We start from the raw sequence: 23,447 nt of genomic DNA, 5'->3' as shown, positions 1-23,447 counted from the left end.
GTCCTCATTGGTTGGACAGACGTGCCGTGGGGCTAAGCCGACGATGGGTTTTCGTGAACGTAGGCGGAAACTCCATGTGTATCCAACGAAGTCTCACCGCGAAGAAGGAGTGTCGCGTTGAAACGCCACGAAAAACTTTTCGGCCTCAATCGCAATCGATGGGGCGGCGCCGTAATGGCGTGGCTTGTAGGGGCGTCCAGCGTCTCTGCCCAGCTACCGATGCCAGGCATGAGCCTGCCATCCAACGACAAAACGGGTGCGGCAACTGCTGTCGCTCCTTCCTACGCACAAGGTGGCTCGGCCCTGCCGGCCGGCTACAGGGTGCCCAACGCGACGGTCGAAAGTCGCCCCGCCGGTGGGAAACAACTCGTCCAGCAGGCTCGCGCCGCGCTGGCCGGCGGCCATTACGAAATGGCCGTCAACGCTTTCCGCCAAGCTTCGGCGGCGGCCAAGTCGGATTCGAACCTATCGGCCGATGTCGCACGACTGCGTGTCGATCTGCAGATCGCCGGAATCGACGGCGAACTGCTCAACATCCCGGCCCCGGCGCCCAAGCGTTTGTCCGCCGGGATCAACGCCGCACCGCTGGCCACCGCAACAGCGTTGGGCAGCTCGGACATGTCCGCGGCCGAACGTGAAGCACGGCGATTGATCGCCGTCGGACGCGCCACGCTGGATCGGGGCGACACCGCCACGGCACTGCGTCTGGCACGTCAGGCCCAATCGCTCAACGCCCCCGAAGCGGCACCCCAGGTGTGGCAATTCGTCTTGGATGCCGAATCGGCCGCCAAACGCTCCGGCACGATGGATTCCCAAATCGCTTTGGCCGGTGGACAACAAGAAATCGGTAGCGACGAAGCAGGCTTCATCAAGCAGATGCTGTTCAATGCCGACGCCAACGCCGGACTGGAGAACGTCGGCGGCGGAGCCGTTGCCCAAGTGCAAGCACTCGGCGCGCCGATCCCACCGTTGCCTCAAGCCGAATTGGGCCCACCGGGAGCCGATCCCAACCGGCTGTATCAAGCCGGACTGCAGGCGCTTCAAGCCGGCGACCAGGAAACCGCTCGCAAGAACTTTGTCGAAGCGTGGAAGTACGAAGATCAATTGGACTTGGCGACCCGACAAGGGCTCAAGGACAAACTGACGCTGCTGCAACCGGCCCGGCTTCCGCGGACCGGCGGCGAGCCTCAGCTTTCCGCGATCGATCAAGCCGATGCGGAATCACGCGAGCAAACCCAACGGCTGTATCGAGAGATCACCGCCGAAATGGCCAACGCCGCCGAAATCCGAGAATCGGCTCCGTTGGACGCATTGGACAACTTGAACCGCCTGCGCCGACGCGTCGACGGTTCCAATGTCGATGAAACCAGCAAACGCACGCTCGCCCGTTTGGTCGACCGTGAACTGGAAAAGCAAAAGCAATACGTCGAATCCAATCGTGCGTCGATCGAGTTGGAACTTCAAAACGATGCGGTCCGAACCGAGCTGGCGACCGATGCCGCTCGCACAGCCCAAATCGATGAAGAGATCTCCGAGTTGGTCAACACGTTCAACGACTTGATCCGCGAGCGACGGTACTCCGAAGCGGAAGTGGTTGCGAAACAAGTGGGCGAGCTGAAACCCGGCTCCACCATCGCGACGACGATGTTCCACAAGAGTCGGTTCGCCACTCGCGATCAAATCATGCGGGACATCCAAGCCGGTAAAGAAGAGCTGGTCTACAAGGGCCTGGAAGACGTCGAGTACTCCGCGTCGCTCTCCGACGGCTTGGATCCCAATCAACCGATGACCTTCGGACGCGATCCACAATCGTGGCACGAATTGACACTTCGTCGATCCCGTGACACCGGTTCGCTGTACGGCACCGTCCAAGAGCAGAAACTGAAACAACAGTTGAGCACTCCGGTCAATGTCCAGTACCGCAATCGCCCGCTGGTCGAAGTCATCGAAGACTTGAAGAAAGTCACCGGCATGCCGATCGTGATGAACCAACGCGCCATGGAAGCGGTTCGCGTTCTGATCGATACTCCGGTGACCCTGGAACTGCAAAACCAGATCGAACTCAAGAGTGCCCTGAATCTGATTCTGGAACCCTTGGATCTGGGCTATGAGATCAAGGACGAAGTGCTGCAAATCACCAGTGCCGAAGCCAAACGTGCCAACGTGATCACGCGGGTGTACAAGGTCGCCGACCTGGTGACTCCGATCCCGAACTTCACGTCCAGCTACGAAGACGGGTTGGCCGGGGCTCTGCGAGCCGCCTATCAAATGACCAACCCACGGATGGACGTGCAGATGATGCCGGTCCGGATGACCGACCTTGCTTCGCGACAGGCCAACGCCCTGCAGCCGAGCAAGATGGCACCGAACATGCTCGGCCAATACGCACCGGGTGGCGCTCAGGGCGGCTTCGGCCCCCAGAACCCGCCCAACGGCAGCGGTGGTGGTGGCTCCTTCGCGGACTTCGATTCGCTGATCAGCCTGATCGAAACGACCGTCGTTCCGGACACCTGGGAAGCGCTTGGTGGCAACAGCACCATGGCTCCCTATCCCCAGAACCTCAGTCTGATCATCAGCACGACCAGCGATGTTCACGACCAGATCGTCGACTTGATCGAATCGCTGCGTTCGCTGCAGAACCTTCAAATCACAATTGAAGTGCGATTCATCACGCTCTCCGATACGTTCTTTGAACAGATCGGCGTCGACTTCAACGTCCAGTTCGACGACAACGTCCAGACGCTTCCCGATGACGACAGTGGCCCGAGTGTCACCGTCGGATTCGACGGGATCTCTGGATTGCCGACGGCGGACTTGGACATCGCGTTCAACAACGGATCCTTCGGCGTCGTCCCGGCCTTCGGGGCACCCGACCCCGGAGCCCTGTCATCGATCGGTTTCGCCATCCTTAGCGACATCGAAGCGTTCTTCTTCCTGCAAGCCGCCCAAGGCGACGAGCGGACGAACGTGATGCAGGCTCCCAAGGTCACCTTGTTCGACGGCCAGATCGCCACGATCTCCGACCAGAGTCAACGTCCCTTCGTGACCAGTATCACGCCCGTTGTCGGTGACTTTGCCGTCGCCCAACAACCCGTGATCGTGGTCCTCAACGAAGGCACCCAGTTGAACGTGCAAGGGATCGTCAGCGATGACAAGCGATTCGTGCGTCTGACGCTGGTGCCGTTCTTCAGCCAAATCGGGGACGTCGACACCTTCACGTTCGAAGGTTCACGGACGACCCGACGCAGCAGTCGGGCCGAAGAAGACACCAACGGTGACGGTGTCGTCAACGACGACGACGCGGTCAACAGCGAAGATGAAGAAGACATCATCTCCGGTTCGACCGTCCAGTTGCCGACCTTCGCGTTCACCCAAGTCAGCACGACGGTGAGCGTGCCGGACGGAGGAACGATCCTGCTCGGCGGAATCAAACGACTCAGCGAAGGACGCACCGAACGCGGTGTTCCGATGCTCAGCAAGATTCCGTACATCAGCCGACTGTTCCGCAACGTCGCCGTCGGACGCGACGCCTCCAGCTTGATGCTGATGGTCACCCCACGGATCATCATCCAAGAGGAAGAAGAGTTCGCTCAAACCGGATTCGATCCCAACCGCTAAGCGGTCACCGATCGAACACGATCAACCGAAAACGCGGCGCGGCCAGATGGGTCACGCCGCGTTTTTTTTTTCAAGTTTCAAGGTTCAAGTTTCAAGTTTCAAGTTTCAACAGCAGTTAGCAGTTAGCAGTTAGCAGTTAGCAGTTAGCAGTTAGCAGTTAGCAGTTAGCAGTTAGCAGTTAGCAGTTAGCAGTTAGCAGTTAGCGATTAGCGTCTGAGTACGGAGTACGGAGTACGGGGAGTACTGAGTACTGAGTACTGAGTACTGAGTACTGAGTACTGAGTACTGAAACCTGAAACCTGAAACCTGAAACCTGAAACCTGAAACCTGAAACCTGAAACCCGAAACCCGAAACCCGAAACCCGAAACTTGCCCCCCCGTGTGGCGTCGCTGGCGGACGGGAGTTCGCGACGGGCGGTGCAAAACACCCCCTTTACGGCGGAGTTTGACGGTTAGGCGAGCCCCTGGATGAGTGGAAAGGCCAGAAATCGGGTTTTGTCAAGCCAGAATTCCTTGACCGATACTAATTTTGTTCTAGAGTTGACTGTCAGGAGTGGCTGTCCCTACCTCCCAATAGTGACGCCGCATTGAACCGGCCTACAGCGATCTTGCCGAATGACCTCCCGTCGGACGCTGGTTCGCCCCGTAGGCATCAATTCGATTTATCAGGCCGGTCAACGAAAGGACTGAAACAATGTTGGTTTTATCGCGAAAAAAGAACGAGAGTATTGTCATCAACAACGACATCAAGATCGTTGTTGTCGAGATCCGTGGCGACAAGGTTCGACTCGGCGTGGAGGCTCCACGCGAAGTCCCCGTGCACCGCCGCGAAGTCTACGAGGCGATTCAGAAAAGTTTGGAGTCGGGAGACGCGGCCGTCGACGCATAGTGTCTCACACGGCGACGAGGTTTTCTTCGAAGGACCGGCCCAGTAGCGTTTTTTCCCAAGCAGACGCCTGATCTGGCCGCCCCCGAGCCCCCACCACGGTGCGTCATTTCTGTCTCGCTCGTCGATTCGAGCAAAAATTGCGCCGTTTTTCCGAGTGGGCGACACGAACCCTTGACGGTTCCTTGGGGTCTTCGCTAAAACTCCGCCCAGTGATGAGTCACCCAGGTTGCTCATCGCCATGGCCCCTTCGTCTAGCGGTCTAGGACACCGCCCTTTCACGGCGGCGACACGGGTTCGAGTCCCGTAGGGGTCACTCAGCAGAGGGCGGTAGCCGTGAGGCCCGCAAAGCAACGCCTGGCGTTTGTTTGACACCTCTGCTGTGTCTACTTTAGTTGACACGACGACAGAGGCAACCAATAATGTCCGCCATCATGGATGCACTACTCACAAAAGTCCGTCAGGCGATCAGCTCAAAGGCTATCTCGGTCAAATGCTTGGCCGATGAATGCGGCGTCTCGCGCGAGTACATCTACAAGATGCTTCGCGGCGATTCACACCCTACTGTCCCAGTCGCCGAAAAGATGGCTGCTGCTGTCGGCATGCAATTTACCCTGAAAGCGGCGACAAGAAAGAAAATTTCTGCTTAATCGTGTCAACTATTGTTGACACATGAAAATCTAACCGATAAAGTCCCGGCGTCAAACAAACGCCGGGTTTCTTTTTGGTCACTATCTGAGTGACCTACGAAACGCCGGCACACCACTAGCCGGCGAACTCTTGCGGACTCTTCCGCGACCGTTCGTCATTTGATGGACGGGTGAAATGGTACGGATTTTTTTGCGTGCGATACCGGAGCACTTGAAGGCAAGGCTCATCGGAGACGGCCTTGCAGAGATCCCGGTAAAGGACACCGTTGCAATCATTGACGAGTCGTCAATTGACAACGTGCAGAGGTTCCGGTGGGAGCTCCATGGAAGCTGGAAATGCCCCGGAGCTACGAAGTACGCAAGGACTCGCTCGTCATTCTTTGATCGCGACGGACAGAGGCGGCCGGTCTTGATGCACCGCCTGATTCTTGATTTCCCGCTGTTCGTTGTTGATCACCGGGACCGCAACGGACTCAACAACGTTCGCGAAAACCTGCGTGCAGCTACACCGTGGCAGAACAGCGTCAACACTTGGTCGCGCGGAGGAACGTCACGATTTGTTGGCGTCCATTGGGACAAGTCCGCCAATTGCTGGTGCGTTCAGATACGCCACAAGCGAAAGCTGGAAACGATCGGTTACTTCCAGAACGAGGAAGCGGCGGCAGAGGCTTTTGATAAACGGGCGATTGAGTTGCGAGGCGAGTTTGCCGCACTCAACTTCCCCGAAATGCACGGCAGGGTCTTTGACAACCCTGCGTGCCGCTCGGAGATCCCTGGCGATTCCATCGCATGCAGCAGGGCAGCGTCTTAGCAAAAACACGAACCGCGTTGTGCAATCCCGCATACCGCGACGGCACCGAAAAATCACCGTTTGGCAATCACTAATCGTAAAGGTCAACCAATGAGCAAACGCAGAAGCTGTGCAGACGCTGCCCGCATGTGCGAGTTGCTGTCACTCAGGATCGCCCGTGACACATGCCTGAGCAAAGAGAACCAAGGGCGAAAGCGTCGAGCGTTGTTCGAAATGCCGCGTGTCGATCGAACGCAATTCGAAGGCGGCTGGACAAGCTACGGCGACGTTTGGCTAGACGATGGCACGCACTTCTCAACAAGCACGCGATGGGTGCGATACCCAGACACGATCGAGGACGAACTGTGCCGAGAAGTTTACTCATACCTATCTAAGAAGCTGAGGAACCCCCAATGAACGACTCCCTATCCATCCCCGAAATCGCCCGCCGTCTCAACCACGACCCCGACGACATCCGCAAGCTAATCGACCGCGGCGACATCTACTGTACGCGGCGGGTGCAGGACCGGTACGGCTGGCGGGTTTCGCGGGGTGCTGTTGAGCAGTGGTTGATCGAGTGCGGGCGTCGGCCGGAGGTGATGCGATGAAGATCAAAGAGCAGATTGAGAGGCTGGCCGAAAAGGCGTTTGCGGATCACGTCATCACGACCGACTTGGAAAATGGCCTGTTCCGGCACTACCGATGCGCAAAGCCAGGAACCGGAATCTATGCGTTCAACATCACCACGATACCCGGCAGGCTGATTGTCACGGGTGACGTTGGCACGCTCGTTGTCGAGCGGTTAAACGATATGTTCGAATGGGCACCGTCGGCGGTCGAGTCGATTGATTACTTCGCGGAAAAGGTGCCGAACAACATCATCGTCAAAGCCTACGACCCTGATACAGCGAATGAGTTCCTTGCCGAAGAACAGACTGCCGAAGGAACCGAGAGCGACCGGGCACGCATCGCGGCGGAGCTTGAGGAATACACATTCTGCGAGCATACGTTTCAAAGCGAACTGTATAGCAGCGGATTGGTTGACGGCCGCGACTTCCCGAATCTGAGGCAGTGGACGCCGGCGTTCTTGTGGTGCCGTGAAGCGGTGCGGTGGTTCTTTCGGAATCGCGAGGCGAACCAATGACCAACCCCAACTGGCCCCACGCCTCAAGCCTGTACACCGAAGCAATCCGCATCCTCGACGCCAACGGCAACCGCGTAGACACGCCACCGGACGAGACGTGGGACGCACAAGCAGAGCCGGTGCATGTGTTCGGGATGCGTTTGATTGAGACGCATTTTCCGAAGTGTGAATGTGCCACCACGTCTCCCGCCCGCTGTGAGCGGTGCTGGCGACTGGAGCATCTTGAAGACCTTTTGCAAAACCCATACGAGGACAAGCAATGAACCGCGCCACATTAACCATCGCCGGAAACCTGATCTCTGCGGCGGGTGCAATCCTGCTTGCTGTGATGGTCTGCACCGACAGTTTGCAAGTCGTTCACCGGGCGGTGCTCGCTCTGACGATGGCCTGCCTTGCGGCACGTTGGGCACTGGAAGCATACGCCACTTGGGCACAGCCGACCGGGAGCGACACATGATCGACATCGCATTCTACGCGGTCATCTGGGCAACAACCCGAATCCTGCCCGTCTGCGTGATCGGCGCGCTGGTCTGTATCTGCTGGTTCAAACACGCACCAAACATGCCCGACCAGCACAGCAGCATGGACAGCAGGCACTACGACTACATGCAATGGCAAATCAAGAGCATCAAACACAGGAGAGATCAATGAGACTTTGGGCTTGGAAGGACACGCTAGATAAAGACGCGGTGTCGCTTGGCGTGCGAATCCCACCAGGAAACGGACATCCCGAGCGGTTCTCGGCATGGTGCCAGATCCACATTGACGGCATTGGCGAAATCTTTGGGCCAGCGGTCGCGGAGCACATCAGGGACTCGGATGGCAATCCGCTGCTGATCGAGGGCAGGCTGTCGAACAGCGGCAAGGAGTTCACGCCATTGGAGCGTGACTGATACGAGCGATGGCGGAGCCGTCGGCAATGAGTGCAACGGAGCGGATGGGATCCGGCCCACGGAGGGGCGTTTTTTAACAACTAACTGAGGTGCGAGATGAGTGAGTGGATAACTGACAGGCTGCCGACTGCGGAGGATGCAGACGCGGACCAGTATGTGTTGTGGCTGCGAAATGGTGCATGGCTGCCCATCTACTGGGAAGAGGTCAGCATGGGCGATACATGGACGCGCTTTCCGCCAGTGCCACCCGAACCGCCCGAACCCGACACGTCGCTGGCGGCGAGTTGCGACAGGCTGGAAGAGTGGAGGTGGGACCGGACGAACAGCTATCCCGGCGATCAGTTTCCGTCGCTGCTCGAATCCGATCTTGACCGCATCATCGAAGCTGCCCGCAAGTGGGACGCACACGAGCGATGCGACCAGGTTCCGGTCGATGCGTATGACACGCCAGAGCCCGCCCCCGACCCCGGCCCCCATCACAACCTATGCGACATCGCCGACGCTGAGCAGTCGTGGGACGGGAGCGAGTGGGTGGACCCGCACGGGGAGTTGGCTTGGCATCGACGGTTGGTCGCTGGTGATGGATGGCGGTTCCTGCAAAACGGTGAAGTGGTTCAGAAGGGGGACGACCTTTATCTCGACGGCTTGGACATATGGACCACATCAAGTGACATCGGCCACACGCACGACACCAATCAGCTTATCCGTCGCCGTCGCATCGCCCCCGCCCCCGATCACGTTGCCGATGTGCTGGTCGTTCCACGCAAACGCAAGCCGCTCGCGCCGGATGGTGAGCGGCGGGAGTGGATCAGCATTGACATCGACGGCAATGTGGAGCGACACGCGACAGAAGAAGAAGCGAGGGCTGCAACCGAGACGTATGTGGATGAGGCGAGGGATGCAGCCAGCGACAACGGGTGGGACGAGTGCGTCACAAACATCTGCTACGGGTGCATCATGGGAGACGTGCGAGAGATTGAGGGCAGCCGTCGCCCAGTTGATCCTGAAAAAGACACCGCGGTGGTTGGCTGTGATTACGTCGTGGACTACGGGCTGCATGCCCCGCTCGCCCCCGGCGTGCCGGATGGTGAGCGGCGGGAGTGGCTTGCGAGCATCTGGACAGACATCAACGGCGAGCAGGCTCACCTCTACAGCGACGCAGAGAATGCCCCATCGTGGGCCAAGAGCAGTCTGGTTCGCATCCGCGAAGTCCTCCCCACCGACCCCACGCCCGATGAAGTCGAGCAGTTGCGGCGGGAGCGGGATGAGTTGCGGGAGCGGTGCAAAGAGGTAGTCAGCACTGGCAGGGCTGGCTTTGTCGTGAGTGAATCCTGCGGTTCAGCCAAGCACTATGTCGTGACGGCAAAGTTCACGACGCTTGAAGAATCACAGGCGTTCTATCGCTCACTACACGGGCTTGCAAGGGCAGTGGAGGCCAACGAGCTACGCGGCGAGGAGTCCACCAATGAATCCTGACTTTATACATTTCGCGATCGGTGCGGCACTCGCGGTGCCGCTGGTGGAAGTCCCGGCTTGGCTTTTGTGCCGTTTTTTGGAGAGGCGTCATGTCGATTAGGAAACACTACGGCGTCACGTTCCGGCGTCTTGAATCACTTGGCGGAGAGTTCCGCGGCGTGATCGTTCGGGCCGACGACAACGAGCACGCCTGTGTCCGCGTTCAGGATTATCTGGAGCGTATGAAAAGCGAAACGCATGAAAACATGCGGGACGAAGTGGCCAGCATCCAAGCTGAACCAATCGGCTACATCGGTTCGTCAGAGTTCGGCGAACGGTTCGACGGGTGGCACCAGTCGCTGCTCAATCTGCAGGGTTCTTATTTCCACATTTCCGAAGAGGCATTGAAGTGAATCAGTTAATGGCATCACCAGAAACCACACAGCAACCGCAGCAAGTCAACGCGGTATTCGACCCAGCCCAGTTTGCACACTTCGCGACCGTGGCGGGTGTGCTCGTGGATAGCGAAATGCTACCCGCCCACCTTCGCGGCAGACTCGAAAAAGGCAGGATCGTCGAGCGGTTCACCCGTCAAAAACAAATTGCAATCGCAACGGTTGTGATCAGTGCGGCCCATCGCTACGGCGTCGATCTTTTCGCGTTTGCCCAAGCGACGTTTATCGTTCACGGCAAGCTGGACTTCGACGGCAAGACCTACGCGGCACTTGCCAACAGTCGCGGCGGATTGGCAGAGCGGTTGTCGTTCCGCTACATCGGTGAGGGCGACCAAAAGCGGTGCATTTGCAGCGGGCGATTCGCGGGCGAACGAGAGCCCCGAGAGTTGCAAACCGACCCGTTTGCGGTGTGCAAGCAGCGAGGCGGTGCAGCATGGGATGGTTGCGACCCGGAACAGCAGTTGAGCTACGCGGCGGCGCGGAGTTGGGTGCGTCGGTATTGTCCTGACGTACTGCTTGGTCTGGTGAGTGAGTTCGACGAAGCCGAACCGCCCTACGTGCAAGTCGATGCGACGTTCACGACCAGCCCCGGTAGCGTGGGATTGTTGGAGAAACCGCCGAACGTCTTGCGGTTGCTGGAAGAGATGAAGAACGCGCCGAACGTTGAAACGCTCAAGGCGTGCAAGGACCAGCTGGAAGCCGACGAGTCGATCGAGAACGCGCACCGTCAAGAAATCATTCTTGCCGGTCGTCGTCGGCAGGAGCAACTAGGCGTGAAGCCGAAAGAGCAGCAACCCGCTGCGCCATCGTGGCTCAAAGACTGCGAGGCGATCTTGCACGAATCGGACGACCCCAAGGCGATCGACGAAGCGTGGAAAAAGATTGACGGATCGGACGAGGTGCCGCCGGCTGACGCCAAGCGGTTGGGCAAGCTGTTCAACGAGCGGATGAAGGAGTTTGTGCAGTGATCACCTACGAAGAAGCCGAACTGATCGGCGGACCTTCCTGCGGTTCGTTCGTCGCGATCCAAGCGGGCCAAGCCCAGTACACCGAGATCATCGGCGGGACGTATTACCGCTGGGATCGCATCCAGTACCCGTGCGGTCGGATCGTCATGGTCCACACGCGGACGGTGCAGATGGGCAGCATGGCGAAGTATTGGAGGCGTCCGGCGTGACACGACGCAAGAGAGGATCACTCGCCCTACGCGGTTGGGAATCGACCGCGGGCGAGAAGAGTAGACAAGCGAAGATGACCGACATGCGGGTGCGTGTGGTCATACGAGACTCATTGCCGTCCGCGAAAGTCGCGGAGGTGTTGAAAGTCAGCAAGAGCACCATCAACGATGTCCGAGCGGGCAGGCGTTGGGGGCACGTGGAAGTCTAACAATACAGCCCCGCGTGGGGCGGCCGGTGGCAACTCCAAACATAAGTCTGGGGGAGCGATTTACACACCGGCTTTTTAATTCACAGAGGAACCGATGACGAACGGCAAGGAAAAGATCATCCGCATCATCGACGAGTGCGGCGGCGACTGGCGAAAGATGAACGAGACGCAATTGAAGCGGATTGCGGATCTGACGTTTGGCAGCGGGCACGACCAGAAGCCACAGGCCACCTATGGCGATGTGCGGGCGATCGGTGGCACCGTGCTTCGTGATCGGGTTTGGAAGGCGGAAAACGTCCGGTTCAAGCCGTGGGCGAAGAAACGACTTGCCGAGACGGGGACGCTGGATCTGTCGTTCCGGCCTGGTATCGAAATGGCATGGGAGTCGAGCGAGGAGCAATGAACAAAGCAAGAGCCAAGATCCGCAAGATCATCACCGACAGCGGCGGCGGCTGTGCGAGCAAGTGCGACAGTGCGGCGATTACGAAGTTGGCGAAGCTGTATGACCGTGGCGACGTGACGGTCATGGACCTGGTGGCGGTGAGCGGAAAGGCGTTGTGTGATCGGGTGAAGCAAAGGGTGCGAACAATGGAGAGGGAAACCAAGTGATCTATCTAGGAGTGGACCCAGGGGCGAGCGGTGCGATTGTGGCGATCGACGGCAACGAGATCATGCACGCCCGGAACGATTGGACCGAAAGGGACGTTAGCGATTGGCTGTCGGCATTCGAGCCGCTCAAGGACGACTATTGTTTTGCCATCCTTGAGCAAGTCTCGGCAATGCCCAAGCAGGGTGTGTCGTCAACATTCAAGTTCGGGCGATCCTACGGGTTCCTGCGCGGGCTCCTTATTGCCCACCGGATCCCTTTTGAAACCGTCACGCCTGCCAAGTGGCAACAGGTGATGAGGTGCCGCAGCAAGGGCGACAAGAACGTCACGAAGGCAAGGGCGCAGGAGTTGTTCCCGACGCATAAGTGGACGCACAGGACGGCCGACGCTGTGCTGCTGGCGGAGTATGGGCGGCGAACGATGGCGGAGCGTGTGATGCACCAACGGCTCGACGATGAGCGGCGAAACATAACGGAGGGCAAATGATGTGCGACTGCATGGAAAATCCGATGGTCCGCGGGTCCGTCACCAAACCGAAGGCTCGCAAGGTCCACCGGTGCGGTGAGTGCTTGCGGGACATCCTGCCAGGCGAGCGGTACGAGTACGTCAGCGGCATTTGGAAAGACTCGGGCGGTTCAACACACAAGACTTGCGCGGACTGCGTGAGGCTGCGTGAGGTGATTGGAATCGAGTGCTACGCATACGGCTTAATGATGGACGCGATTGATTACCGCGACGGCGGCGAGGGCGAGGCGTTCGCCAAACGGCGGCGCGAGAACTGGGAGCGGCGGAGGGTGGTGCAGTGATTCTGACTTTTGACAAATCAAGCCCAGAAAGCTATCGCCAGTTCATTCAGGTGCGGCAGTGCCCAATCTATAAGATCACGGGCGGGCAGGCATGGATTCCCGACGAATACGCTGGCATGTTTGGCGCGAAACCAATCAGCGGAAAGTGCAACTACACGCCACATGATTCCGCATACGACTACCAGCGGGACATTTCCCAGATTGCGATACAGAAACGGAAGTTTGCAATCTTTGCGGACTGCGGGCTTGGCAAGACGCTAATGATCCTGGAGTTTGCAAAGCACGCTGCGGAAGCTACCGGAAAGAAGGTGCTGATCGTTTCGCCGCTAATGGTTGTGCAGCAGACGATCGACGAGGCCCGGTCGTTTTACGGCGAACGATTCGACATTGGCCGGATTGTTGCAAGGGATCTGCAACACTGGCTTACAAGCACTGATTCGTTCGATACACAGATTGGTGTCACGAACTACGAAGCGATACGCGATGGATTGACGACAGGCAATCTCGGGGCTTTGATTCTTGACGAGTCGTCAATGTTGAAAAGTCACTATGGGGCATGGGGCACGCGACTAATCGAGCTTGGCAGGGGGCTCGAATGGAAGCTATGTGCGACTGGAACACCGGCACCGAATGATCGGATTGAGTTTGCAAACCATGCCGTCTTTCTGGACCGTGCCAAGACGGTGAACGAGTTCCTCGCGTCCTACTTCATCAATCGCGGACAGACGCAGAACCGATGGGAGCTTAAGCCGCACGCACTAAAGCCGTTTTATCGCGATCTGGCGGACTGGTCTATCTTTCTGACGAACCCAGCGACATACGGCTGGAAAGATAACGTTGGAACAACGCCGCCGATACACATCCACATTGACGAAGTTCCGATGACACAAGAGCAGCGAGTAGCGGCTCGGGAAGTGACTGGCACTTTAATGCCGACGAGTATCGGCGGGCTGGGCGACCGCGGCAAGCTTTCGCAAATCGCAAAAGGCAAGAACGGGATACCGACAAATAAGCCGGCATTCATCCGCAGCCTTGTTGATTCGTGGCCGGATGAGTCGACCATCATCTGGTGCCACTACAACGACGAGCAAACCAGCATGGAGCGGACGTTTCCCGATGCGGTGTCAGTTCATGGAGCGACCAGCGAAACAGACCGGCAGTCAGCCATTGACCGATTTAAGCGTGGCGATGTGAAGGTGTTGATTACCAAGCCGAAAATCCTTGGATTCGGCCTCAATCTTCAGGTTTGCACACGGCAGGTATTCAGCGGGATTAAGGATTCGTATGAGGAGTTTTACCAAGCGGTCAAGCGGTCGAACCGCATCGGATCAACCCGACCGCTGAATGTTCACATTCCAGTGACCGAACTGGAAATGCCATTTGTTGACAACGTGCTGCGGAAAGCGGATCGCGTGGAATCCGACACCAAGCAGCAAGAGGAATTATTTAAAGAGGTGGGCCATGCCTGTTTTCAATAACAAAGAGTTTGACATCCATCACGGCGACTGCATCACGCACATGATGGACGAGATGCCGGAGTCGTCGGTTGACTTCTCTATCTTCTCGCCACCGTTCCCAGCGTTGTACGCATACTCTGATTCTGAGTGCGACATCGGCAATGTGGATTCGATGGGCGACGAAGCGAAGCTGCATCTATCGTTTTTCTTCAATGGCCTTGCAAGGGTGTTGAAGCCGGGTCGGGCTGCGATTGTCCACGTGATGCAGATACCACGCATGAAGCGATCAGGCGGCGTTGGGCTGTTTGATTTCCGCGGTCTGAACATTCGACTCGGGGAACGTGCGGGGCTTGTTTACGAATACGATTGGTCTGTTCGCAAGAACCCGCAATCACAGGCGATCAGAACCCGTAGCAGGGAACTGCAATTCAGCGGGCTCGAATCCGACCGTGCGGGGCAGCGGGGCACGTTGCAGGACTATTTGATCAAGTTTCGGAAGCCGGGGGATAACGCTCGGAAGATCAACGCCAAGCATCAAGTGACCCGGAACGACTGGATCGACTGGGCGGAGGGCTGCTGGCATGACATCCACGAGACGGACACCCTCAACACCAAGGCAGCCAAGTCAGACGAAGACACACGGCACATCTGCCCGCTGCAACTGGAAGTGATCCGGCGTTGCGTGCTGCTGTACAGCGACCCCGGCGAGATTGTATTCAGCCCGTTCGCCGGCATTGGATCAGAGGGCTACGTGGCACTGGGCGGGAAGTCTCCGAAAACTCGCAAGCTGATCGCGGATCCGAGACGGTTTTACGGCTGCGAGCTAAAGCCAGAGTACCACCAGCAAGCAATCAAGAATTGCAGGACAGCGATTGCGGAGCGGTCGAATGACGAGCAAAACCTACTTTTTGCGGAATTGAAATGAGCACCAGGAAAGCATCACCCTGCAACCATTGCGGCGGCCCGACTGAAAACACGATCTGCGACAAATGCCGATGTGATCGGTGCCGCCGGCTTGTGGTGCTCTGCGAGTGCAAGGAAGCCGAGGGATTAAGGGAGAGGGTGGTGCAGTAATGGCTGGCGATTGGATCAAGATTGAGAATACGACGCCGGACAAACCCGAAGTGTTCCGCATGGCGGACTCCCTTGGAATTGACCCCGATGCTGTCACCGGAAAGCTCATTCGAATCTGGATCTGGGCCGATCAACAGACCGTTGACGGTAACGCTGGCAGCGTTACACGCTCGTTACTAGATCGACTCGCTGGCGTTTCAGGTTTTGCAAAAGCGATGTCGGAATCCGGCTGGCTGCTAGAAGAGGGGGGGCAGTTTCTGTTGCCGAACTTTGAACGACACAACGGAAAAACTGCAAAAACACGGGCTCAAACTCGAAAACGGGTGGAATCACACCGGAAGAATTGTAACGCGGACAGCGTTACATCTGCGTTACCAGAGAAGAGAAGAGAAGAGAAGAGTATTACACACACACACACGCAGCGCGAGCAGATTTTGAATCACCCCGCTGTGGAGGATGAGTGGCGGGAGGATTGGGGGCGATGGCTTGATTCCTGGGAATCTCGAATGGGAAAGCCGCTTGATCCCGTTGTGGCTGAGGTCCACTTGATGGACTTGGCATCGAAGGAGCCAGCGAAGGCAGCCGCGGACCTGCGGTTTTCGCTCGGCAAATCCGCTCGGTCGATTCTCGACAGCGATAACGATTTTCAGAAAGCGTCAGCAGGCAAGGGCAGGAGCACCGCCAAGGAGGAACCGTTCACATGGTAGCTGAATCAGACCTGGGGCCGATCGTCGAGTCGATTGGCAGGTCATACCCGTCGTTCGCGAAGTGGTACGACAACCTGACCGACACGCAAAAAAAGGGCATGCGTGATGCGTGGCTCCGGCAGCTTTCAAGCCTGGAGCCGTCAGACGTTCGCGTTGCTGCGGATGAGATCCTAGACGGTCGCGTTGAGATGCCGAAGAACTACGAGTTCGACCGACTCGGAAACCTGCTTCGCACATGGGGCGGCGTTGAAGCGGCGCGACGCATCGAGCAGCGAAACACCGAACAGTTGCGAGACCAAGCGAAACCGCCGGCGGACTCATCGCTCAAAAGCATGTCGTGGCGATTCGGCCCGTCGATCAAGTGCGCGGCAGCGTGGGGTTCGGCGTTGCGTGCGGGGCATGTGAGCGAAGCGGAGAACGCGACGGCGATGGAGGTGATCCACCGATACCACAAACAGGGCAATGTCGAGTTGTGCTGGCCGACGGTGCCGCAGACAGACCAGAAGTCGATGGTGGATTTTTGGAAATGACCCGCTACATCATCCCCGCCGGCACTGTCTGCAAGATCGCCAAGGACGACGACTGCTCTCCGTATCGCCGGCACACGTCGCGGGAAGAGGTCGAGATCGAATACAGGGACCAGTTTTGCGGCTGGATCTATGGCGTTATTGGAGAGACGGTTGTTTTGGTTGATGAAGACAAAGTGAGGATTGAAGAGTGAGTGAAAAGAAAACATTTGCGGACCTGTACTGGGAGCGTGCGTGCGGGCATGTGAAGCTGTCCGATCCGGTCAGCCCGCTGGAAGAGTTTGCCCAGTTTGTGGCGGACAAGCTTTACGACTTCGGCATTCGTGACGACGGGCACAGCGAACTGGTCGATGTGCTGCGAGAGGCTCGGCGGATTCGTGATGCGGAGGCGAAGCAATGAGCAGAGCAAGCGACACAGAAGACCTAAGGCGAAACGGTTTCATCCAGGGCAACAGCGACTCCTACGACGCCACCTGCGGAACCTGCGAAAGCACATGCAACGGCAGTCGCGGCTGGTATCGGAAGACCAGCTACGAATACGACGAATGGGACTGCTACTGTCGCAAGTGTGCGATTGAGTGGATCCACCAATGGGATGACTTTGATTTTGATGCGGCAATGAGGGAGTTGGAGGCGAAGCAATGACCAGCCTATTCATCCCCCTGAAAACCGAATACTACGACGCATTCTGCGACGGCAGCAAAACGGTCGAATACCGCAAGCACGGCAAACGGTGGAACGAGCAAACGTGTCGCGTCGGTCGGCGTGTGACGCTGAGTAAAGGCTACGGCAAGAAGCATCGACGCACGGGCGTGATCGTAAGTTTTCAACGGCGTTGGATGCGGTCCAAGGATTGGATTGCGTGTTATGGCGAGCCAGGGACGGCTGCGTGTATTGGGATTCGATTGGATGAGGCTAACCAATGAGCCAAGACCCCCAAAAGCAGCCCGCCAGCTTCGTGGAGTGGGCAAGTGAACGGAGGCAGGGACCGCTTGGACGAGAGGGGTTGAGGCAGGCGGCCCTTGACGCAATCGCTGGCTTTGACTTTTCCCAGCTTGGCGACATGCACCTGATCGTCGTCGCGGACATTGTGATAGAGCATTTAGCCAAAAAGGAGGCCAACCAATGACCATCCTCCTCCTCCTCGCCCTGACCATCCCGTGCGAAACCCCGTCGATCCATTTCGACAGAATCGACGTGAACCACTGCCACAGGCCAGACGGCACGCTCGTGTTCACGCAGCTAATTTTCTGGCGATGGTCGCCGTACTCGCGGCGGTTCATCAGCTACGGCTACGTGATGCTGCGAGACAAGCAACAGCGGCCCGTGTGCTGCGGCGAACGTCATAGCGTGATCGTCAACCATGACGGCAAGCGGTGGCGTGTGACGAGTGATTGTGTGATTGAGACCTGGACCGTTGGGGATCCAGAGGCGGAAGATCGGAAACGTTACCCGGAGTTTCGGAGGGATTGGGAGTGATGGCGACACTAACGGTGCACGTCGACTTCCGCTGGGACCAAGACGACCCGGACGGCAGCGAGTGCTGCGGCTGCGGCGACCGGTGCTATTTGCAGATGACGCGGATGTTCTTCTGTGTCAACGACTCGGGGCAATGGTTGCCGACCGAGGTGGTGGTGTGTTTGGCGTGCAGTGATGTTTTGGAGGATGGGGAGTGATGAGTGAAAACTATAAGGGACCGACAGTGCCGAAGCCGTCAGAGCTTCCGCCACCACCGCCGTGCGAGCATCGCTTCGTGCATCTCGACACGAAGAAAAAGGACTGCTACGGCGGCGGATACCAAACGCACTTTGTGCGAGTCGATCGTTTCTTTTGCGAGAAGTGCTTGGAAGAGAAGGTCATCAAGAAAGATGAATACAGCCGCGACACGCCGGAGTGGTTTTGACATGACAAAACCAAGGATGGCCGAACGCCGATCAATCCGCATCCGTCGCATCGTCGACAGTCGCGGGCCGATGACGATCCAGCAAATCGCGGCGGCGATACGAGGGACCGAGCACGACGTTTGCTTTTCGGCGCTGTACGAGATCGTCAGCGTGCTGGAAGAGGAGGGTGACATTCGGATGGTTGACGATCAAGCGAGGCCGCTGTCTTACGTGGGCACGCGTGTTGCGTATCCGGGCAGGGGCGGGGTTGAGGTTTTTGAGGAGTGGGAGCCATGAGATGCGACACGGAATACAAGTGCATGCAATGCGGCATTGACGTCGATGAGACGGGGTTCGCAGACCCGAGAGACGCCGACATTTGCGGGTATTGCTTTGCGGCAAAGATGAGCGAGATACGGCAGCGGAGCCTGCCGTATCCTTCCGCCATGTCGCAGGTCGGCATCGATCGCGAGATTGCGATGCTTGCTGATACCGAGATCCGGCTTGCCGATGCAGAAGCAAGGGCTGATCGGAAGGCGATCGAGATTTACGAACGAACAGTGCGACTGATCATTGCCTAGCGCACCCAACGCGGCCCGCTCGCGTTTTGAACCTCTCGCCGCAGCGGGCGCGGCGGGGCTTTGGAGAGCTAGTGTTATGAACCCACATCATGGGCAAGACTTGGAAAGGATCCTGCGAGAGCAGGGTGCATTACGCGATCGTTTTATCGAACAGACGACAGGGGCCTATTCTCGAAAGTTTCCCGACGGACGCATTGGTTGTGATGACGACGGAGAACTGACATACGCAATCGCGAACGATGATCGACACGGAACGATCATCATAAGGTTTGCTCACCCGACTGAATGGGTCGGACTGGATGTCAATGCCGCCACGGAGTTGCGAGATCAGCTCACGGAGCGAATCCTTGCGTTGCGCGGCATCAAGGCCGACTAGCCCCAATTCCGCCCAGGCCGGAAACTCGTTTGACGCATAGAAACGGCTTGCCATTATTGCGTGAGTTGATCAGCAACCCCGCACTCGTGGCCCCCATGCGAAACCGCCGAGCCGAATCAGACGCCCAGACCATCGCGATGATCTGCGTGGTTGCGTGCATTGCGGTCGCCCTCTGCGGTCTGGCTCACATGGGCGACACGTACACATGCCGCGACCGCGCCGGGAGCAAGTACCAACTGCACAGCGATTTCGTTTCCTACGGTCGCCAGGAGCAAGTGCGGCGTGGTGTGCGGGAGTATGCATACGACCGTTATGGCGAGCCGTCCAGCCGACCTTATCCGTGGGGCTATTGATGAACCGAATTGCGCAACACATTTTGCTGGGGCTGGCCATTCTCGTCGGGTCGATCGGTGTCATCGCCGGACCGCCACCGTTGACGATCACCGACGCGGGCTATTTTCTGACCGTCTTGGATACCGATGGGGTTCCGTCGCTGGTCCGGATCGAGACGGTTGTGGATCTGCGCGACGGTGACGAGACGCCGCCGACATCGCCGGATGAGCCCAAGCCCGATCCCGAGCAGCCGGCCGAACCGCCGGCGGGTATCTCCGCAGACGCGGCGGAATGGTCGGCGTCGATCGGCGATCCCAAGGGGGCTCAAAAATACGCCCTCGTTTTCGAAACGGTCCGCGACGGCGCGATCGATGGCAAGGTCAACACGGCAACCGTTTACCACGTCCTGCACTCCGCGGCCGATTCCGTCATTGATGAGAACTGGCAGCCGTTTCGCCGCAAGCTGAGCGATTACTTGGTCGCGAAAATGCAAGAAGGCGGGTTGAGCAACGCGACCGTGATTGCGAACACGCTGGAAGCCGTTCGGTACGGCTTAGCGTATTCCGCCCGTGGAAGTGAATCGATCACGCCCGGCGAGGCTTTGGCCGTAGTGTCAAAAACCAATTCGATCATCAACGAGGCCAGTGAATGAACGGCACCGAATTGAAGTCGTTTCTGTGGGAGAAAGGGCATTTTCACAATACGGAAATGCCCGTCGGGATTGAAGAATCCGACCTGGACAAGATCACGCTGACGTCGAAGGAATTCGCAACGGCGGTGCGATCGTACCAAGATTTCTTGCGGCCAACGCTGGACGAACTGACGCTTCAAGAGCATGGACGTTTAGCCGTGGCCGACGGCGACATTGGCCCGGCGACTGAAAGGCTGTTTGCGATGCCGCGTTGTGGGTTCCCTGATTTCGAGGTTCCTGGGGCCGCGATGTCGGCCAAGCAAGAGGCGAACTGGCCGACGGCTTGCCGGCGAAACATCAAATTCGGTTTGGCGTTCGACAAAGCGCCGGGGATGACATCCGATGACACGTTGAAAGCATTCATCGGTGCTATCAACAACTGGAACTACGCACTGAGCGATTTGACGGCGGTTGTGCAGCGTGGTCGGACCGGTGCACACATTTGGGCCGGGCTGGGTCGTCTCGGTGGTTCGACGCTCGCGTGGTCGTATCTTGCGCAATCCAACTGTCGCGCGGTGCTGGAACAACGCTACGACAACGATCGGACGTGGTCGCTCAATTTTCTGTCGACCGTCGCGTCTCACGAGATCGGGCACGCGTTGGGATTGCCGCACAACCGCGATGGTTCGGCACTCATGTACCCGTCGATCCACTCGAAATCGCTCGGCCGGCGCGGGTATCCGAACAACACCGACCTTGGCCAGGCCCGCGGGCTGGGTTATTCGCTGAGCGGATCGGCGCCACCGTCGCTGGACAATCAATACCGTCCGATGCCACACACGCCGGATGAGCCCGACGAGCCGGACGTACCGGTGAACGAGCTGGTGTTCCGCGGATCCTTCGAAGCATTCGACGGCGATCGTTCACTCGGTGAATTCATTCTCGCACGAAAACCGAAAGTGTGATGAGCGATGCATTCTACAAGCTGATCAATGATCTGTTTTCACTGCCATTCGTCGGATTCACGTTTGCGGTCGGAGTTTACTTGCTTGCACTCCCAATCATCGTATTCGTCCTGTACCTCGATTCCCGATAGCGAAATGAGAAACCAAAAAACAATCGCAGCACTGGCGATCGTCGTCCTGCTGCTACTCACCCTTCCATCGGTTGCCGCCGACACGTACACGCCGGCACCGCTTCAATTATTGACCGAAAGGGTCAATGAGCACGATCAACAGATTTGCGACCTCGATACTCGAGTCAAGATTCTCGAAGCACCGAAGTCTTGCGATCCACCAAAGGACGACCCTAATGCCAAACGAATCTTCCAGCTGCAGCAACGTATTGAAGAACTTGAAAGCATCCAAACGGAAGCGAAAGGAATTCAATCGGCGATTGGAGACAATGAGAAAGGAGCCGGTGAAAACCAAAGCCCCGGCGAAACTGTCGTCCGAATCATCATCGACCAGCAATCCACGCGTGCTGAACAAGGAAATATCAAAGTCGTTTCGCCGGCGAAAGTTGAGCATGTTGTCAGTGATGGGAATGCTTCCGTCTCAAAGCCGGTAGTGTCCTTTGGCCGGCGGCTCAAGACGCCCGACGAGTTGAAACGCGAAATCAAAGCACGCTACGACGGTAATCTCTACGCGGACATGAGCCCCAAGACGCCTTCGTGGGCAAAGCTCCATTTGACCACACCGGAAGACGATCATCGGTACGTCTATCAGCGATCGCAACTGGAAGGGTTGAACTGGAATTGGTTGTGGAATCTTCACAACCTCAATCATTCCAGCTTAGCGATTAATCCCTACACGTCCGCGCCGGCGGCTGCTCGCGTCAGTCCGTCCGCGACGGCGTCTCTGAAATTGTCATTCGATGGCGAAGCGTCCGACGAATACTGCCCGGACGGACAATGCCCGATCCGCAGCCCATCGCAGCAACCCGCTGCGTCACAACAACGCAACACCATTTGGTTCCCCGGCAGAAAACTCCTTTTTGGTAGGTAAAACTCAATGAATATCCCTTGGGATCTGGTTTTTGACCTGTTGTACAAATGGCTCGATTCATGTGGCGACACGGAAGAAGCTCGCGTCGCTGCAATCAGACGTCGACCGTTTGCTGTTCGCGTCCGCGTGACGCAAGCGTTGCGGAAAGCCGGCTTGGCCGGGGATGAACTTCGCGAAGCTCGTCGGGAAGTAATCGACGAGATCCAAAGCGCAACGGATGACGAACTGCGAGCGTTCGCCGTCGGTGGCCCGCAAGCCGTACTCGACCTGGATAAATGAACGAAGACGATCAACAACAGCCCGTCGGCCCGTGGTGGGTCAAACTGGTTCAGCCGCTTGGGTTTGGCGGGCTGGCGTTTGCGTTGCTTTACGTCGTTCTGAATGACGCACAGGTCGAACGCGCGGCGATGCGTGCGGAGTACAGCGCGGCGATCGAGCGGCATGTGTCGTTGATCGAACGTCTCGTACCGGAGCGGTCCACGTCGGAGAAGTAGAAGCGGCTCGACCGAAAGCTGACACAATCGGCCGAGCCTAACCGCATGATGCGGATGACATCCTGCGGCTACTGAAAACTACAACATGATTCACCGTGTCGAGGCGAAACGATGAAATGCTGGGGCAAAACAATGATCCGTCAGAATTGGGATTTGTCAAAACCGTCTTAGCCGCAACATACGTTGCGATCGGCTCGATGTGGATCTTTTTCGTCCGTGTCTTTTGGGCCGTTCTGAAACGGAATGACGAATTGCGAGGCGAGAACAAAAAACTACGTCAACAAGTCGAAACTCTCGAAGAGACCAACGATGACGACCAATGAAAAGATTATCGCGTGGTTTGCCAATTGCGGTGTCTTTTTGGCGACGACGATCGGAATCCTGGTGTTGATCACGTGGGACAGACGTCACGCATCGGTTTCGCCGACGGTGCATCAAACACAAAGCGTCGGTAACGTATCGGTCATGATTGCCGATCCGGTCGAACCGACACCGGCGGTCATGACGACCGAACAATTGGCCGACGAGATCGGATGCAACGCAGATACAGTACGCCGGCGGTATGCCGACGGGCGTTTGTTTGGCTACGAAAAATTATCACGCGATGCGTGGGTGCGAGTCGGGCACGGATCGTGCATGATTCGAGCATTTGACGTGCACGATGTTAGTGGGTTGGGGATTTAAGGA

Annotated in this window: 43 protein-coding genes and 1 tRNA gene; all 44 read left to right on the top strand. The window is 57.6% G+C overall.

The window, feature by feature from the left end; genetic code table 11:
* The first annotated feature begins 228 nt into the window (after window positions 1–228).
* The 44 genes from TBK1r_RS29015 (at window position 229) to TBK1r_RS28800 (ending at window position 23,444) form a co-directional block, all read left to right on the top strand.
* A complete protein-coding gene (locus tag TBK1r_RS29015; RefSeq protein WP_419580491.1) occupies window positions 229–3,618 on the top strand; it encodes a hypothetical protein in 3,390 nt (1,129 codons plus the stop codon).
* 694 nt (window positions 3,619–4,312) lie between these two features.
* The gene (csrA, locus tag TBK1r_RS29005) at window positions 4,313–4,507 is read left to right on the top strand and encodes a carbon storage regulator CsrA (protein ID WP_095742250.1); all 195 of its coding nucleotides are present in this window, start codon (window positions 4,313–4,315) and stop codon (window positions 4,505–4,507) included.
* A gap of 240 nt (window positions 4,508–4,747) precedes the next feature.
* Window positions 4,748–4,820: transfer RNA gene (locus TBK1r_RS29000), tRNA-Glu, on the top strand.
* 106 nt (window positions 4,821–4,926) lie between these two features.
* On the top strand, window positions 4,927–5,154 hold the full coding sequence (locus TBK1r_RS28995) for a helix-turn-helix domain-containing protein (protein ID WP_145218499.1): 228 nt from the start codon (window positions 4,927–4,929) through the stop codon (window positions 5,152–5,154).
* Window positions 5,155–5,566: 412 nt separating this feature from the next.
* The gene (locus tag TBK1r_RS28990; protein ID WP_145218498.1) at window positions 5,567–5,965 is read left to right on the top strand and encodes an HNH endonuclease; all 399 of its coding nucleotides are present in this window, start codon (window positions 5,567–5,569) and stop codon (window positions 5,963–5,965) included.
* Window positions 5,966–6,357: 392 nt separating this feature from the next.
* Entirely contained in the window at window positions 6,358–6,552 is a 195-nt protein-coding gene (locus tag TBK1r_RS28985) for a helix-turn-helix domain-containing protein (RefSeq protein ID WP_145218496.1), read from the top strand.
* Window positions 6,549–7,088: a hypothetical protein gene (locus TBK1r_RS28980; protein ID WP_145218494.1), complete on the top strand. Its 540-nt coding sequence runs from the start codon at window positions 6,549–6,551 to the stop codon at window positions 7,086–7,088. The genes TBK1r_RS28985 and TBK1r_RS28980 overlap by 4 nt, the downstream gene beginning before the upstream one ends.
* Complete coding sequence (locus tag TBK1r_RS28975) at window positions 7,085–7,351, top strand: hypothetical protein (protein ID WP_145218492.1); 267 nt, start codon at window positions 7,085–7,087, stop codon at window positions 7,349–7,351. Before TBK1r_RS28980 ends, TBK1r_RS28975 begins: the two co-directional genes overlap by 4 nt.
* Window positions 7,348–7,545, top strand: a complete 198-nt coding sequence (locus TBK1r_RS28970) for a hypothetical protein (RefSeq protein WP_145218490.1) — start codon at window positions 7,348–7,350, stop codon at window positions 7,543–7,545. The genes TBK1r_RS28975 and TBK1r_RS28970 overlap by 4 nt, the downstream gene beginning before the upstream one ends.
* Complete coding sequence (locus TBK1r_RS28965) at window positions 7,542–7,739, top strand: hypothetical protein (RefSeq protein WP_145218488.1); 198 nt, start codon at window positions 7,542–7,544, stop codon at window positions 7,737–7,739. Before TBK1r_RS28970 ends, TBK1r_RS28965 begins: the two co-directional genes overlap by 4 nt.
* On the top strand, window positions 7,736–7,981 hold the full coding sequence (locus tag TBK1r_RS28960; protein WP_145218486.1) for a hypothetical protein: 246 nt from the start codon (window positions 7,736–7,738) through the stop codon (window positions 7,979–7,981). Before TBK1r_RS28965 ends, TBK1r_RS28960 begins: the two co-directional genes overlap by 4 nt.
* 96 nt (window positions 7,982–8,077) lie before the next feature.
* Complete coding sequence (locus TBK1r_RS28955) at window positions 8,078–9,457, top strand: hypothetical protein (protein ID WP_145218484.1); 1,380 nt, start codon at window positions 8,078–8,080, stop codon at window positions 9,455–9,457.
* A gap of 89 nt (window positions 9,458–9,546) precedes the next feature.
* A complete protein-coding gene (locus TBK1r_RS28950; RefSeq protein ID WP_145218482.1) occupies window positions 9,547–9,849 on the top strand; it encodes a hypothetical protein in 303 nt (100 codons plus the stop codon).
* Entirely contained in the window at window positions 9,846–10,859 is a 1,014-nt protein-coding gene (locus tag TBK1r_RS28945; protein WP_145218480.1) for a hypothetical protein, read from the top strand. The genes TBK1r_RS28950 and TBK1r_RS28945 overlap by 4 nt, the downstream gene beginning before the upstream one ends.
* On the top strand, window positions 10,856–11,068 hold the full coding sequence (locus tag TBK1r_RS28940; protein WP_145218478.1) for a hypothetical protein: 213 nt from the start codon (window positions 10,856–10,858) through the stop codon (window positions 11,066–11,068). Before TBK1r_RS28945 ends, TBK1r_RS28940 begins: the two co-directional genes overlap by 4 nt.
* Window positions 11,065–11,277, top strand: coding sequence for a hypothetical protein (locus TBK1r_RS28935; protein ID WP_145218476.1), 213 nt, complete (start codon window positions 11,065–11,067; stop codon window positions 11,275–11,277). The genes TBK1r_RS28940 and TBK1r_RS28935 overlap by 4 nt, the downstream gene beginning before the upstream one ends.
* 94 nt (window positions 11,278–11,371) lie before the next feature.
* The gene (locus tag TBK1r_RS28930) at window positions 11,372–11,680 is read left to right on the top strand and encodes a hypothetical protein (protein WP_145218474.1); all 309 of its coding nucleotides are present in this window, start codon (window positions 11,372–11,374) and stop codon (window positions 11,678–11,680) included.
* Window positions 11,677–11,886, top strand: a complete 210-nt coding sequence (locus tag TBK1r_RS28925) for a hypothetical protein (RefSeq protein ID WP_145218472.1) — start codon at window positions 11,677–11,679, stop codon at window positions 11,884–11,886. The genes TBK1r_RS28930 and TBK1r_RS28925 overlap by 4 nt, the downstream gene beginning before the upstream one ends.
* Window positions 11,883–12,371, top strand: coding sequence for a RuvC family protein (locus TBK1r_RS28920; protein ID WP_145218470.1), 489 nt, complete (start codon window positions 11,883–11,885; stop codon window positions 12,369–12,371). Before TBK1r_RS28925 ends, TBK1r_RS28920 begins: the two co-directional genes overlap by 4 nt.
* Window positions 12,368–12,691 carry a hypothetical protein gene (locus TBK1r_RS28915; protein ID WP_145218468.1) on the top strand — a complete coding sequence of 108 codons (324 nt, stop codon included), beginning with the start codon at window positions 12,368–12,370 and terminating at the stop codon, window positions 12,689–12,691. Before TBK1r_RS28920 ends, TBK1r_RS28915 begins: the two co-directional genes overlap by 4 nt.
* Window positions 12,688–14,169, top strand: coding sequence for a helicase-related protein (locus TBK1r_RS28910; protein WP_145218467.1), 1,482 nt, complete (start codon window positions 12,688–12,690; stop codon window positions 14,167–14,169). The genes TBK1r_RS28915 and TBK1r_RS28910 overlap by 4 nt, the downstream gene beginning before the upstream one ends.
* Window positions 14,153–15,073 carry a DNA-methyltransferase gene (locus TBK1r_RS28905; RefSeq protein ID WP_145218465.1) on the top strand — a complete coding sequence of 307 codons (921 nt, stop codon included), beginning with the start codon at window positions 14,153–14,155 and terminating at the stop codon, window positions 15,071–15,073. The genes TBK1r_RS28910 and TBK1r_RS28905 overlap by 17 nt, the downstream gene beginning before the upstream one ends.
* A gap of 148 nt (window positions 15,074–15,221) precedes the next feature.
* Window positions 15,222–15,929, top strand: coding sequence for a hypothetical protein (locus TBK1r_RS28900; protein WP_145218462.1), 708 nt, complete (start codon window positions 15,222–15,224; stop codon window positions 15,927–15,929).
* On the top strand, window positions 15,923–16,459 hold the full coding sequence (locus TBK1r_RS28895) for a hypothetical protein (protein WP_145218460.1): 537 nt from the start codon (window positions 15,923–15,925) through the stop codon (window positions 16,457–16,459). Before TBK1r_RS28900 ends, TBK1r_RS28895 begins: the two co-directional genes overlap by 7 nt.
* Complete coding sequence (locus TBK1r_RS28890) at window positions 16,456–16,650, top strand: hypothetical protein (protein ID WP_145218458.1); 195 nt, start codon at window positions 16,456–16,458, stop codon at window positions 16,648–16,650. Before TBK1r_RS28895 ends, TBK1r_RS28890 begins: the two co-directional genes overlap by 4 nt.
* Complete coding sequence (locus TBK1r_RS28885; protein WP_145218456.1) at window positions 16,647–16,856, top strand: hypothetical protein; 210 nt, start codon at window positions 16,647–16,649, stop codon at window positions 16,854–16,856. Before TBK1r_RS28890 ends, TBK1r_RS28885 begins: the two co-directional genes overlap by 4 nt.
* A complete protein-coding gene (locus tag TBK1r_RS28880) occupies window positions 16,853–17,101 on the top strand; it encodes a hypothetical protein (RefSeq protein WP_145218454.1) in 249 nt (82 codons plus the stop codon). Before TBK1r_RS28885 ends, TBK1r_RS28880 begins: the two co-directional genes overlap by 4 nt.
* Window positions 17,098–17,382 (top strand): hypothetical protein, encoded by a 285-nt coding sequence (locus TBK1r_RS28875; protein ID WP_145218452.1) that lies wholly within the window; start codon window positions 17,098–17,100, stop codon window positions 17,380–17,382. Before TBK1r_RS28880 ends, TBK1r_RS28875 begins: the two co-directional genes overlap by 4 nt.
* Entirely contained in the window at window positions 17,379–17,585 is a 207-nt protein-coding gene (locus tag TBK1r_RS28870) for a hypothetical protein (protein ID WP_145218450.1), read from the top strand. Before TBK1r_RS28875 ends, TBK1r_RS28870 begins: the two co-directional genes overlap by 4 nt.
* Entirely contained in the window at window positions 17,582–17,935 is a 354-nt protein-coding gene (locus TBK1r_RS28865; RefSeq protein ID WP_145218449.1) for a hypothetical protein, read from the top strand. The genes TBK1r_RS28870 and TBK1r_RS28865 overlap by 4 nt, the downstream gene beginning before the upstream one ends.
* Window positions 17,935–18,132, top strand: coding sequence for a hypothetical protein (locus TBK1r_RS28860; protein WP_145218447.1), 198 nt, complete (start codon window positions 17,935–17,937; stop codon window positions 18,130–18,132). Before TBK1r_RS28865 ends, TBK1r_RS28860 begins: the two co-directional genes overlap by 1 nt.
* Window positions 18,132–18,359: a beta-glucosidase gene (locus TBK1r_RS28855; protein ID WP_145218445.1), complete on the top strand. Its 228-nt coding sequence runs from the start codon at window positions 18,132–18,134 to the stop codon at window positions 18,357–18,359. The genes TBK1r_RS28860 and TBK1r_RS28855 overlap by 1 nt, the downstream gene beginning before the upstream one ends.
* 1 nt (window position 18,360) lies before the next feature.
* Window positions 18,361–18,636 carry a hypothetical protein gene (locus TBK1r_RS28850; RefSeq protein ID WP_145218443.1) on the top strand — a complete coding sequence of 92 codons (276 nt, stop codon included), beginning with the start codon at window positions 18,361–18,363 and terminating at the stop codon, window positions 18,634–18,636.
* Window positions 18,633–18,920 (top strand): hypothetical protein, encoded by a 288-nt coding sequence (locus TBK1r_RS28845; protein ID WP_145218441.1) that lies wholly within the window; start codon window positions 18,633–18,635, stop codon window positions 18,918–18,920. The genes TBK1r_RS28850 and TBK1r_RS28845 overlap by 4 nt, the downstream gene beginning before the upstream one ends.
* A 76-nt stretch (window positions 18,921–18,996) precedes the next feature.
* Window positions 18,997–19,296 (top strand): hypothetical protein, encoded by a 300-nt coding sequence (locus TBK1r_RS28840; protein ID WP_145218439.1) that lies wholly within the window; start codon window positions 18,997–18,999, stop codon window positions 19,294–19,296.
* A gap of 95 nt (window positions 19,297–19,391) precedes the next feature.
* Window positions 19,392–19,649 carry a hypothetical protein gene (locus tag TBK1r_RS28835; protein WP_145218437.1) on the top strand — a complete coding sequence of 86 codons (258 nt, stop codon included), beginning with the start codon at window positions 19,392–19,394 and terminating at the stop codon, window positions 19,647–19,649.
* Window positions 19,649–20,281: a hypothetical protein gene (locus tag TBK1r_RS28830; RefSeq protein WP_145218435.1), complete on the top strand. Its 633-nt coding sequence runs from the start codon at window positions 19,649–19,651 to the stop codon at window positions 20,279–20,281. The genes TBK1r_RS28835 and TBK1r_RS28830 overlap by 1 nt, the downstream gene beginning before the upstream one ends.
* Complete coding sequence (locus TBK1r_RS28825) at window positions 20,278–21,225, top strand: matrixin family metalloprotease (RefSeq protein ID WP_145218433.1); 948 nt, start codon at window positions 20,278–20,280, stop codon at window positions 21,223–21,225. Before TBK1r_RS28830 ends, TBK1r_RS28825 begins: the two co-directional genes overlap by 4 nt.
* Window positions 21,225–21,356 (top strand): hypothetical protein, encoded by a 132-nt coding sequence (locus TBK1r_RS39185; protein WP_419580490.1) that lies wholly within the window; start codon window positions 21,225–21,227, stop codon window positions 21,354–21,356. Before TBK1r_RS28825 ends, TBK1r_RS39185 begins: the two co-directional genes overlap by 1 nt.
* Before the next feature lie 4 nt (window positions 21,357–21,360).
* Window positions 21,361–22,266: an RNA-dependent RNA polymerase family protein gene (locus tag TBK1r_RS28820; protein WP_145218431.1), complete on the top strand. Its 906-nt coding sequence runs from the start codon at window positions 21,361–21,363 to the stop codon at window positions 22,264–22,266.
* A gap of 6 nt (window positions 22,267–22,272) precedes the next feature.
* Window positions 22,273–22,545, top strand: coding sequence for a hypothetical protein (locus TBK1r_RS28815; protein ID WP_145218429.1), 273 nt, complete (start codon window positions 22,273–22,275; stop codon window positions 22,543–22,545).
* Window positions 22,542–22,760: a hypothetical protein gene (locus TBK1r_RS28810; RefSeq protein ID WP_145218427.1), complete on the top strand. Its 219-nt coding sequence runs from the start codon at window positions 22,542–22,544 to the stop codon at window positions 22,758–22,760. The genes TBK1r_RS28815 and TBK1r_RS28810 overlap by 4 nt, the downstream gene beginning before the upstream one ends.
* A 95-nt stretch (window positions 22,761–22,855) precedes the next feature.
* Entirely contained in the window at window positions 22,856–23,083 is a 228-nt protein-coding gene (locus TBK1r_RS28805) for a hypothetical protein (RefSeq protein WP_145218425.1), read from the top strand.
* Entirely contained in the window at window positions 23,070–23,444 is a 375-nt protein-coding gene (locus TBK1r_RS28800; RefSeq protein WP_145218423.1) for a hypothetical protein, read from the top strand. Before TBK1r_RS28805 ends, TBK1r_RS28800 begins: the two co-directional genes overlap by 14 nt.
* Window positions 23,445–23,447 lie beyond the last annotated feature (3 nt).

The sequence above is a fragment of the Stieleria magnilauensis genome (assembly GCA_007753675.1).
In the GTDB taxonomy this organism is placed as follows: Bacteria; Planctomycetota; Planctomycetia; order Pirellulales; family Pirellulaceae; genus Stieleria; species Stieleria magnilauensis.
The sequence above is the reverse complement of the archived record's forward strand: the minus strand, read 5'-3'. Positions and strand labels throughout refer to the sequence as shown.

Coding starts and splice junctions, on each gene's coding strand:
- TBK1r_RS28930 (WP_145218474.1), top strand. CDS start 11,372: ATGACGAACGGCAAGGAAAAGATCATCCGCATCATCGACGAGTGCGGC.
- TBK1r_RS28815 (WP_145218429.1), top strand. CDS start 22,273: ATGAATATCCCTTGGGATCTGGTTTTTGACCTGTTGTACAAATGGCTC.
- TBK1r_RS28865 (WP_145218449.1), top strand. CDS start 17,582: ATGACCATCCTCCTCCTCCTCGCCCTGACCATCCCGTGCGAAACCCCG.
- TBK1r_RS28900 (WP_145218462.1), top strand. CDS start 15,222: ATGGCTGGCGATTGGATCAAGATTGAGAATACGACGCCGGACAAACCC.
- TBK1r_RS28855 (WP_145218445.1), top strand. CDS start 18,132: ATGAGTGAAAACTATAAGGGACCGACAGTGCCGAAGCCGTCAGAGCTT.
- TBK1r_RS28840 (WP_145218439.1), top strand. CDS start 18,997: ATGAACCCACATCATGGGCAAGACTTGGAAAGGATCCTGCGAGAGCAG.
- TBK1r_RS28825 (WP_145218433.1), top strand. CDS start 20,278: ATGAACGGCACCGAATTGAAGTCGTTTCTGTGGGAGAAAGGGCATTTT.
- TBK1r_RS29015 (WP_419580491.1), top strand. CDS start 229: ATGAGCCTGCCATCCAACGACAAAACGGGTGCGGCAACTGCTGTCGCT.
- TBK1r_RS28925 (WP_145218472.1), top strand. CDS start 11,677: ATGAACAAAGCAAGAGCCAAGATCCGCAAGATCATCACCGACAGCGGC.
- TBK1r_RS28955 (WP_145218484.1), top strand. CDS start 8,078: ATGAGTGAGTGGATAACTGACAGGCTGCCGACTGCGGAGGATGCAGAC.
- TBK1r_RS28950 (WP_145218482.1), top strand. CDS start 9,547: ATGTCGATTAGGAAACACTACGGCGTCACGTTCCGGCGTCTTGAATCA.
- TBK1r_RS28850 (WP_145218443.1), top strand. CDS start 18,361: ATGACAAAACCAAGGATGGCCGAACGCCGATCAATCCGCATCCGTCGC.
- TBK1r_RS28810 (WP_145218427.1), top strand. CDS start 22,542: ATGAACGAAGACGATCAACAACAGCCCGTCGGCCCGTGGTGGGTCAAA.
- TBK1r_RS28960 (WP_145218486.1), top strand. CDS start 7,736: ATGAGACTTTGGGCTTGGAAGGACACGCTAGATAAAGACGCGGTGTCG.
- TBK1r_RS28830 (WP_145218435.1), top strand. CDS start 19,649: ATGAACCGAATTGCGCAACACATTTTGCTGGGGCTGGCCATTCTCGTC.
- TBK1r_RS39185 (WP_419580490.1), top strand. CDS start 21,225: ATGAGCGATGCATTCTACAAGCTGATCAATGATCTGTTTTCACTGCCA.
- TBK1r_RS28835 (WP_145218437.1), top strand. CDS start 19,392: ATGCGAAACCGCCGAGCCGAATCAGACGCCCAGACCATCGCGATGATC.
- TBK1r_RS28890 (WP_145218458.1), top strand. CDS start 16,456: ATGACCCGCTACATCATCCCCGCCGGCACTGTCTGCAAGATCGCCAAG.
- TBK1r_RS28990 (WP_145218498.1), top strand. CDS start 5,567: ATGCACCGCCTGATTCTTGATTTCCCGCTGTTCGTTGTTGATCACCGG.
- TBK1r_RS28975 (WP_145218492.1), top strand. CDS start 7,085: ATGACCAACCCCAACTGGCCCCACGCCTCAAGCCTGTACACCGAAGCA.
- TBK1r_RS28985 (WP_145218496.1), top strand. CDS start 6,358: ATGAACGACTCCCTATCCATCCCCGAAATCGCCCGCCGTCTCAACCAC.
- TBK1r_RS28970 (WP_145218490.1), top strand. CDS start 7,348: ATGAACCGCGCCACATTAACCATCGCCGGAAACCTGATCTCTGCGGCG.
- TBK1r_RS28820 (WP_145218431.1), top strand. CDS start 21,361: ATGAGAAACCAAAAAACAATCGCAGCACTGGCGATCGTCGTCCTGCTG.
- TBK1r_RS28905 (WP_145218465.1), top strand. CDS start 14,153: ATGCCTGTTTTCAATAACAAAGAGTTTGACATCCATCACGGCGACTGC.
- TBK1r_RS28915 (WP_145218468.1), top strand. CDS start 12,368: ATGATGTGCGACTGCATGGAAAATCCGATGGTCCGCGGGTCCGTCACC.
- TBK1r_RS28895 (WP_145218460.1), top strand. CDS start 15,923: ATGGTAGCTGAATCAGACCTGGGGCCGATCGTCGAGTCGATTGGCAGG.
- TBK1r_RS28965 (WP_145218488.1), top strand. CDS start 7,542: ATGATCGACATCGCATTCTACGCGGTCATCTGGGCAACAACCCGAATC.
- TBK1r_RS28995 (WP_145218499.1), top strand. CDS start 4,927: ATGTCCGCCATCATGGATGCACTACTCACAAAAGTCCGTCAGGCGATC.
- TBK1r_RS28880 (WP_145218454.1), top strand. CDS start 16,853: ATGAGCAGAGCAAGCGACACAGAAGACCTAAGGCGAAACGGTTTCATC.
- TBK1r_RS28980 (WP_145218494.1), top strand. CDS start 6,549: ATGAAGATCAAAGAGCAGATTGAGAGGCTGGCCGAAAAGGCGTTTGCG.
- TBK1r_RS28860 (WP_145218447.1), top strand. CDS start 17,935: ATGGCGACACTAACGGTGCACGTCGACTTCCGCTGGGACCAAGACGAC.
- TBK1r_RS28870 (WP_145218450.1), top strand. CDS start 17,379: ATGAGCCAAGACCCCCAAAAGCAGCCCGCCAGCTTCGTGGAGTGGGCA.
- TBK1r_RS28845 (WP_145218441.1), top strand. CDS start 18,633: ATGAGATGCGACACGGAATACAAGTGCATGCAATGCGGCATTGACGTC.
- TBK1r_RS28800 (WP_145218423.1), top strand. CDS start 23,070: ATGACGACCAATGAAAAGATTATCGCGTGGTTTGCCAATTGCGGTGTC.
- csrA (WP_095742250.1), top strand. CDS start 4,313: ATGTTGGTTTTATCGCGAAAAAAGAACGAGAGTATTGTCATCAACAAC.
- TBK1r_RS28875 (WP_145218452.1), top strand. CDS start 17,098: ATGACCAGCCTATTCATCCCCCTGAAAACCGAATACTACGACGCATTC.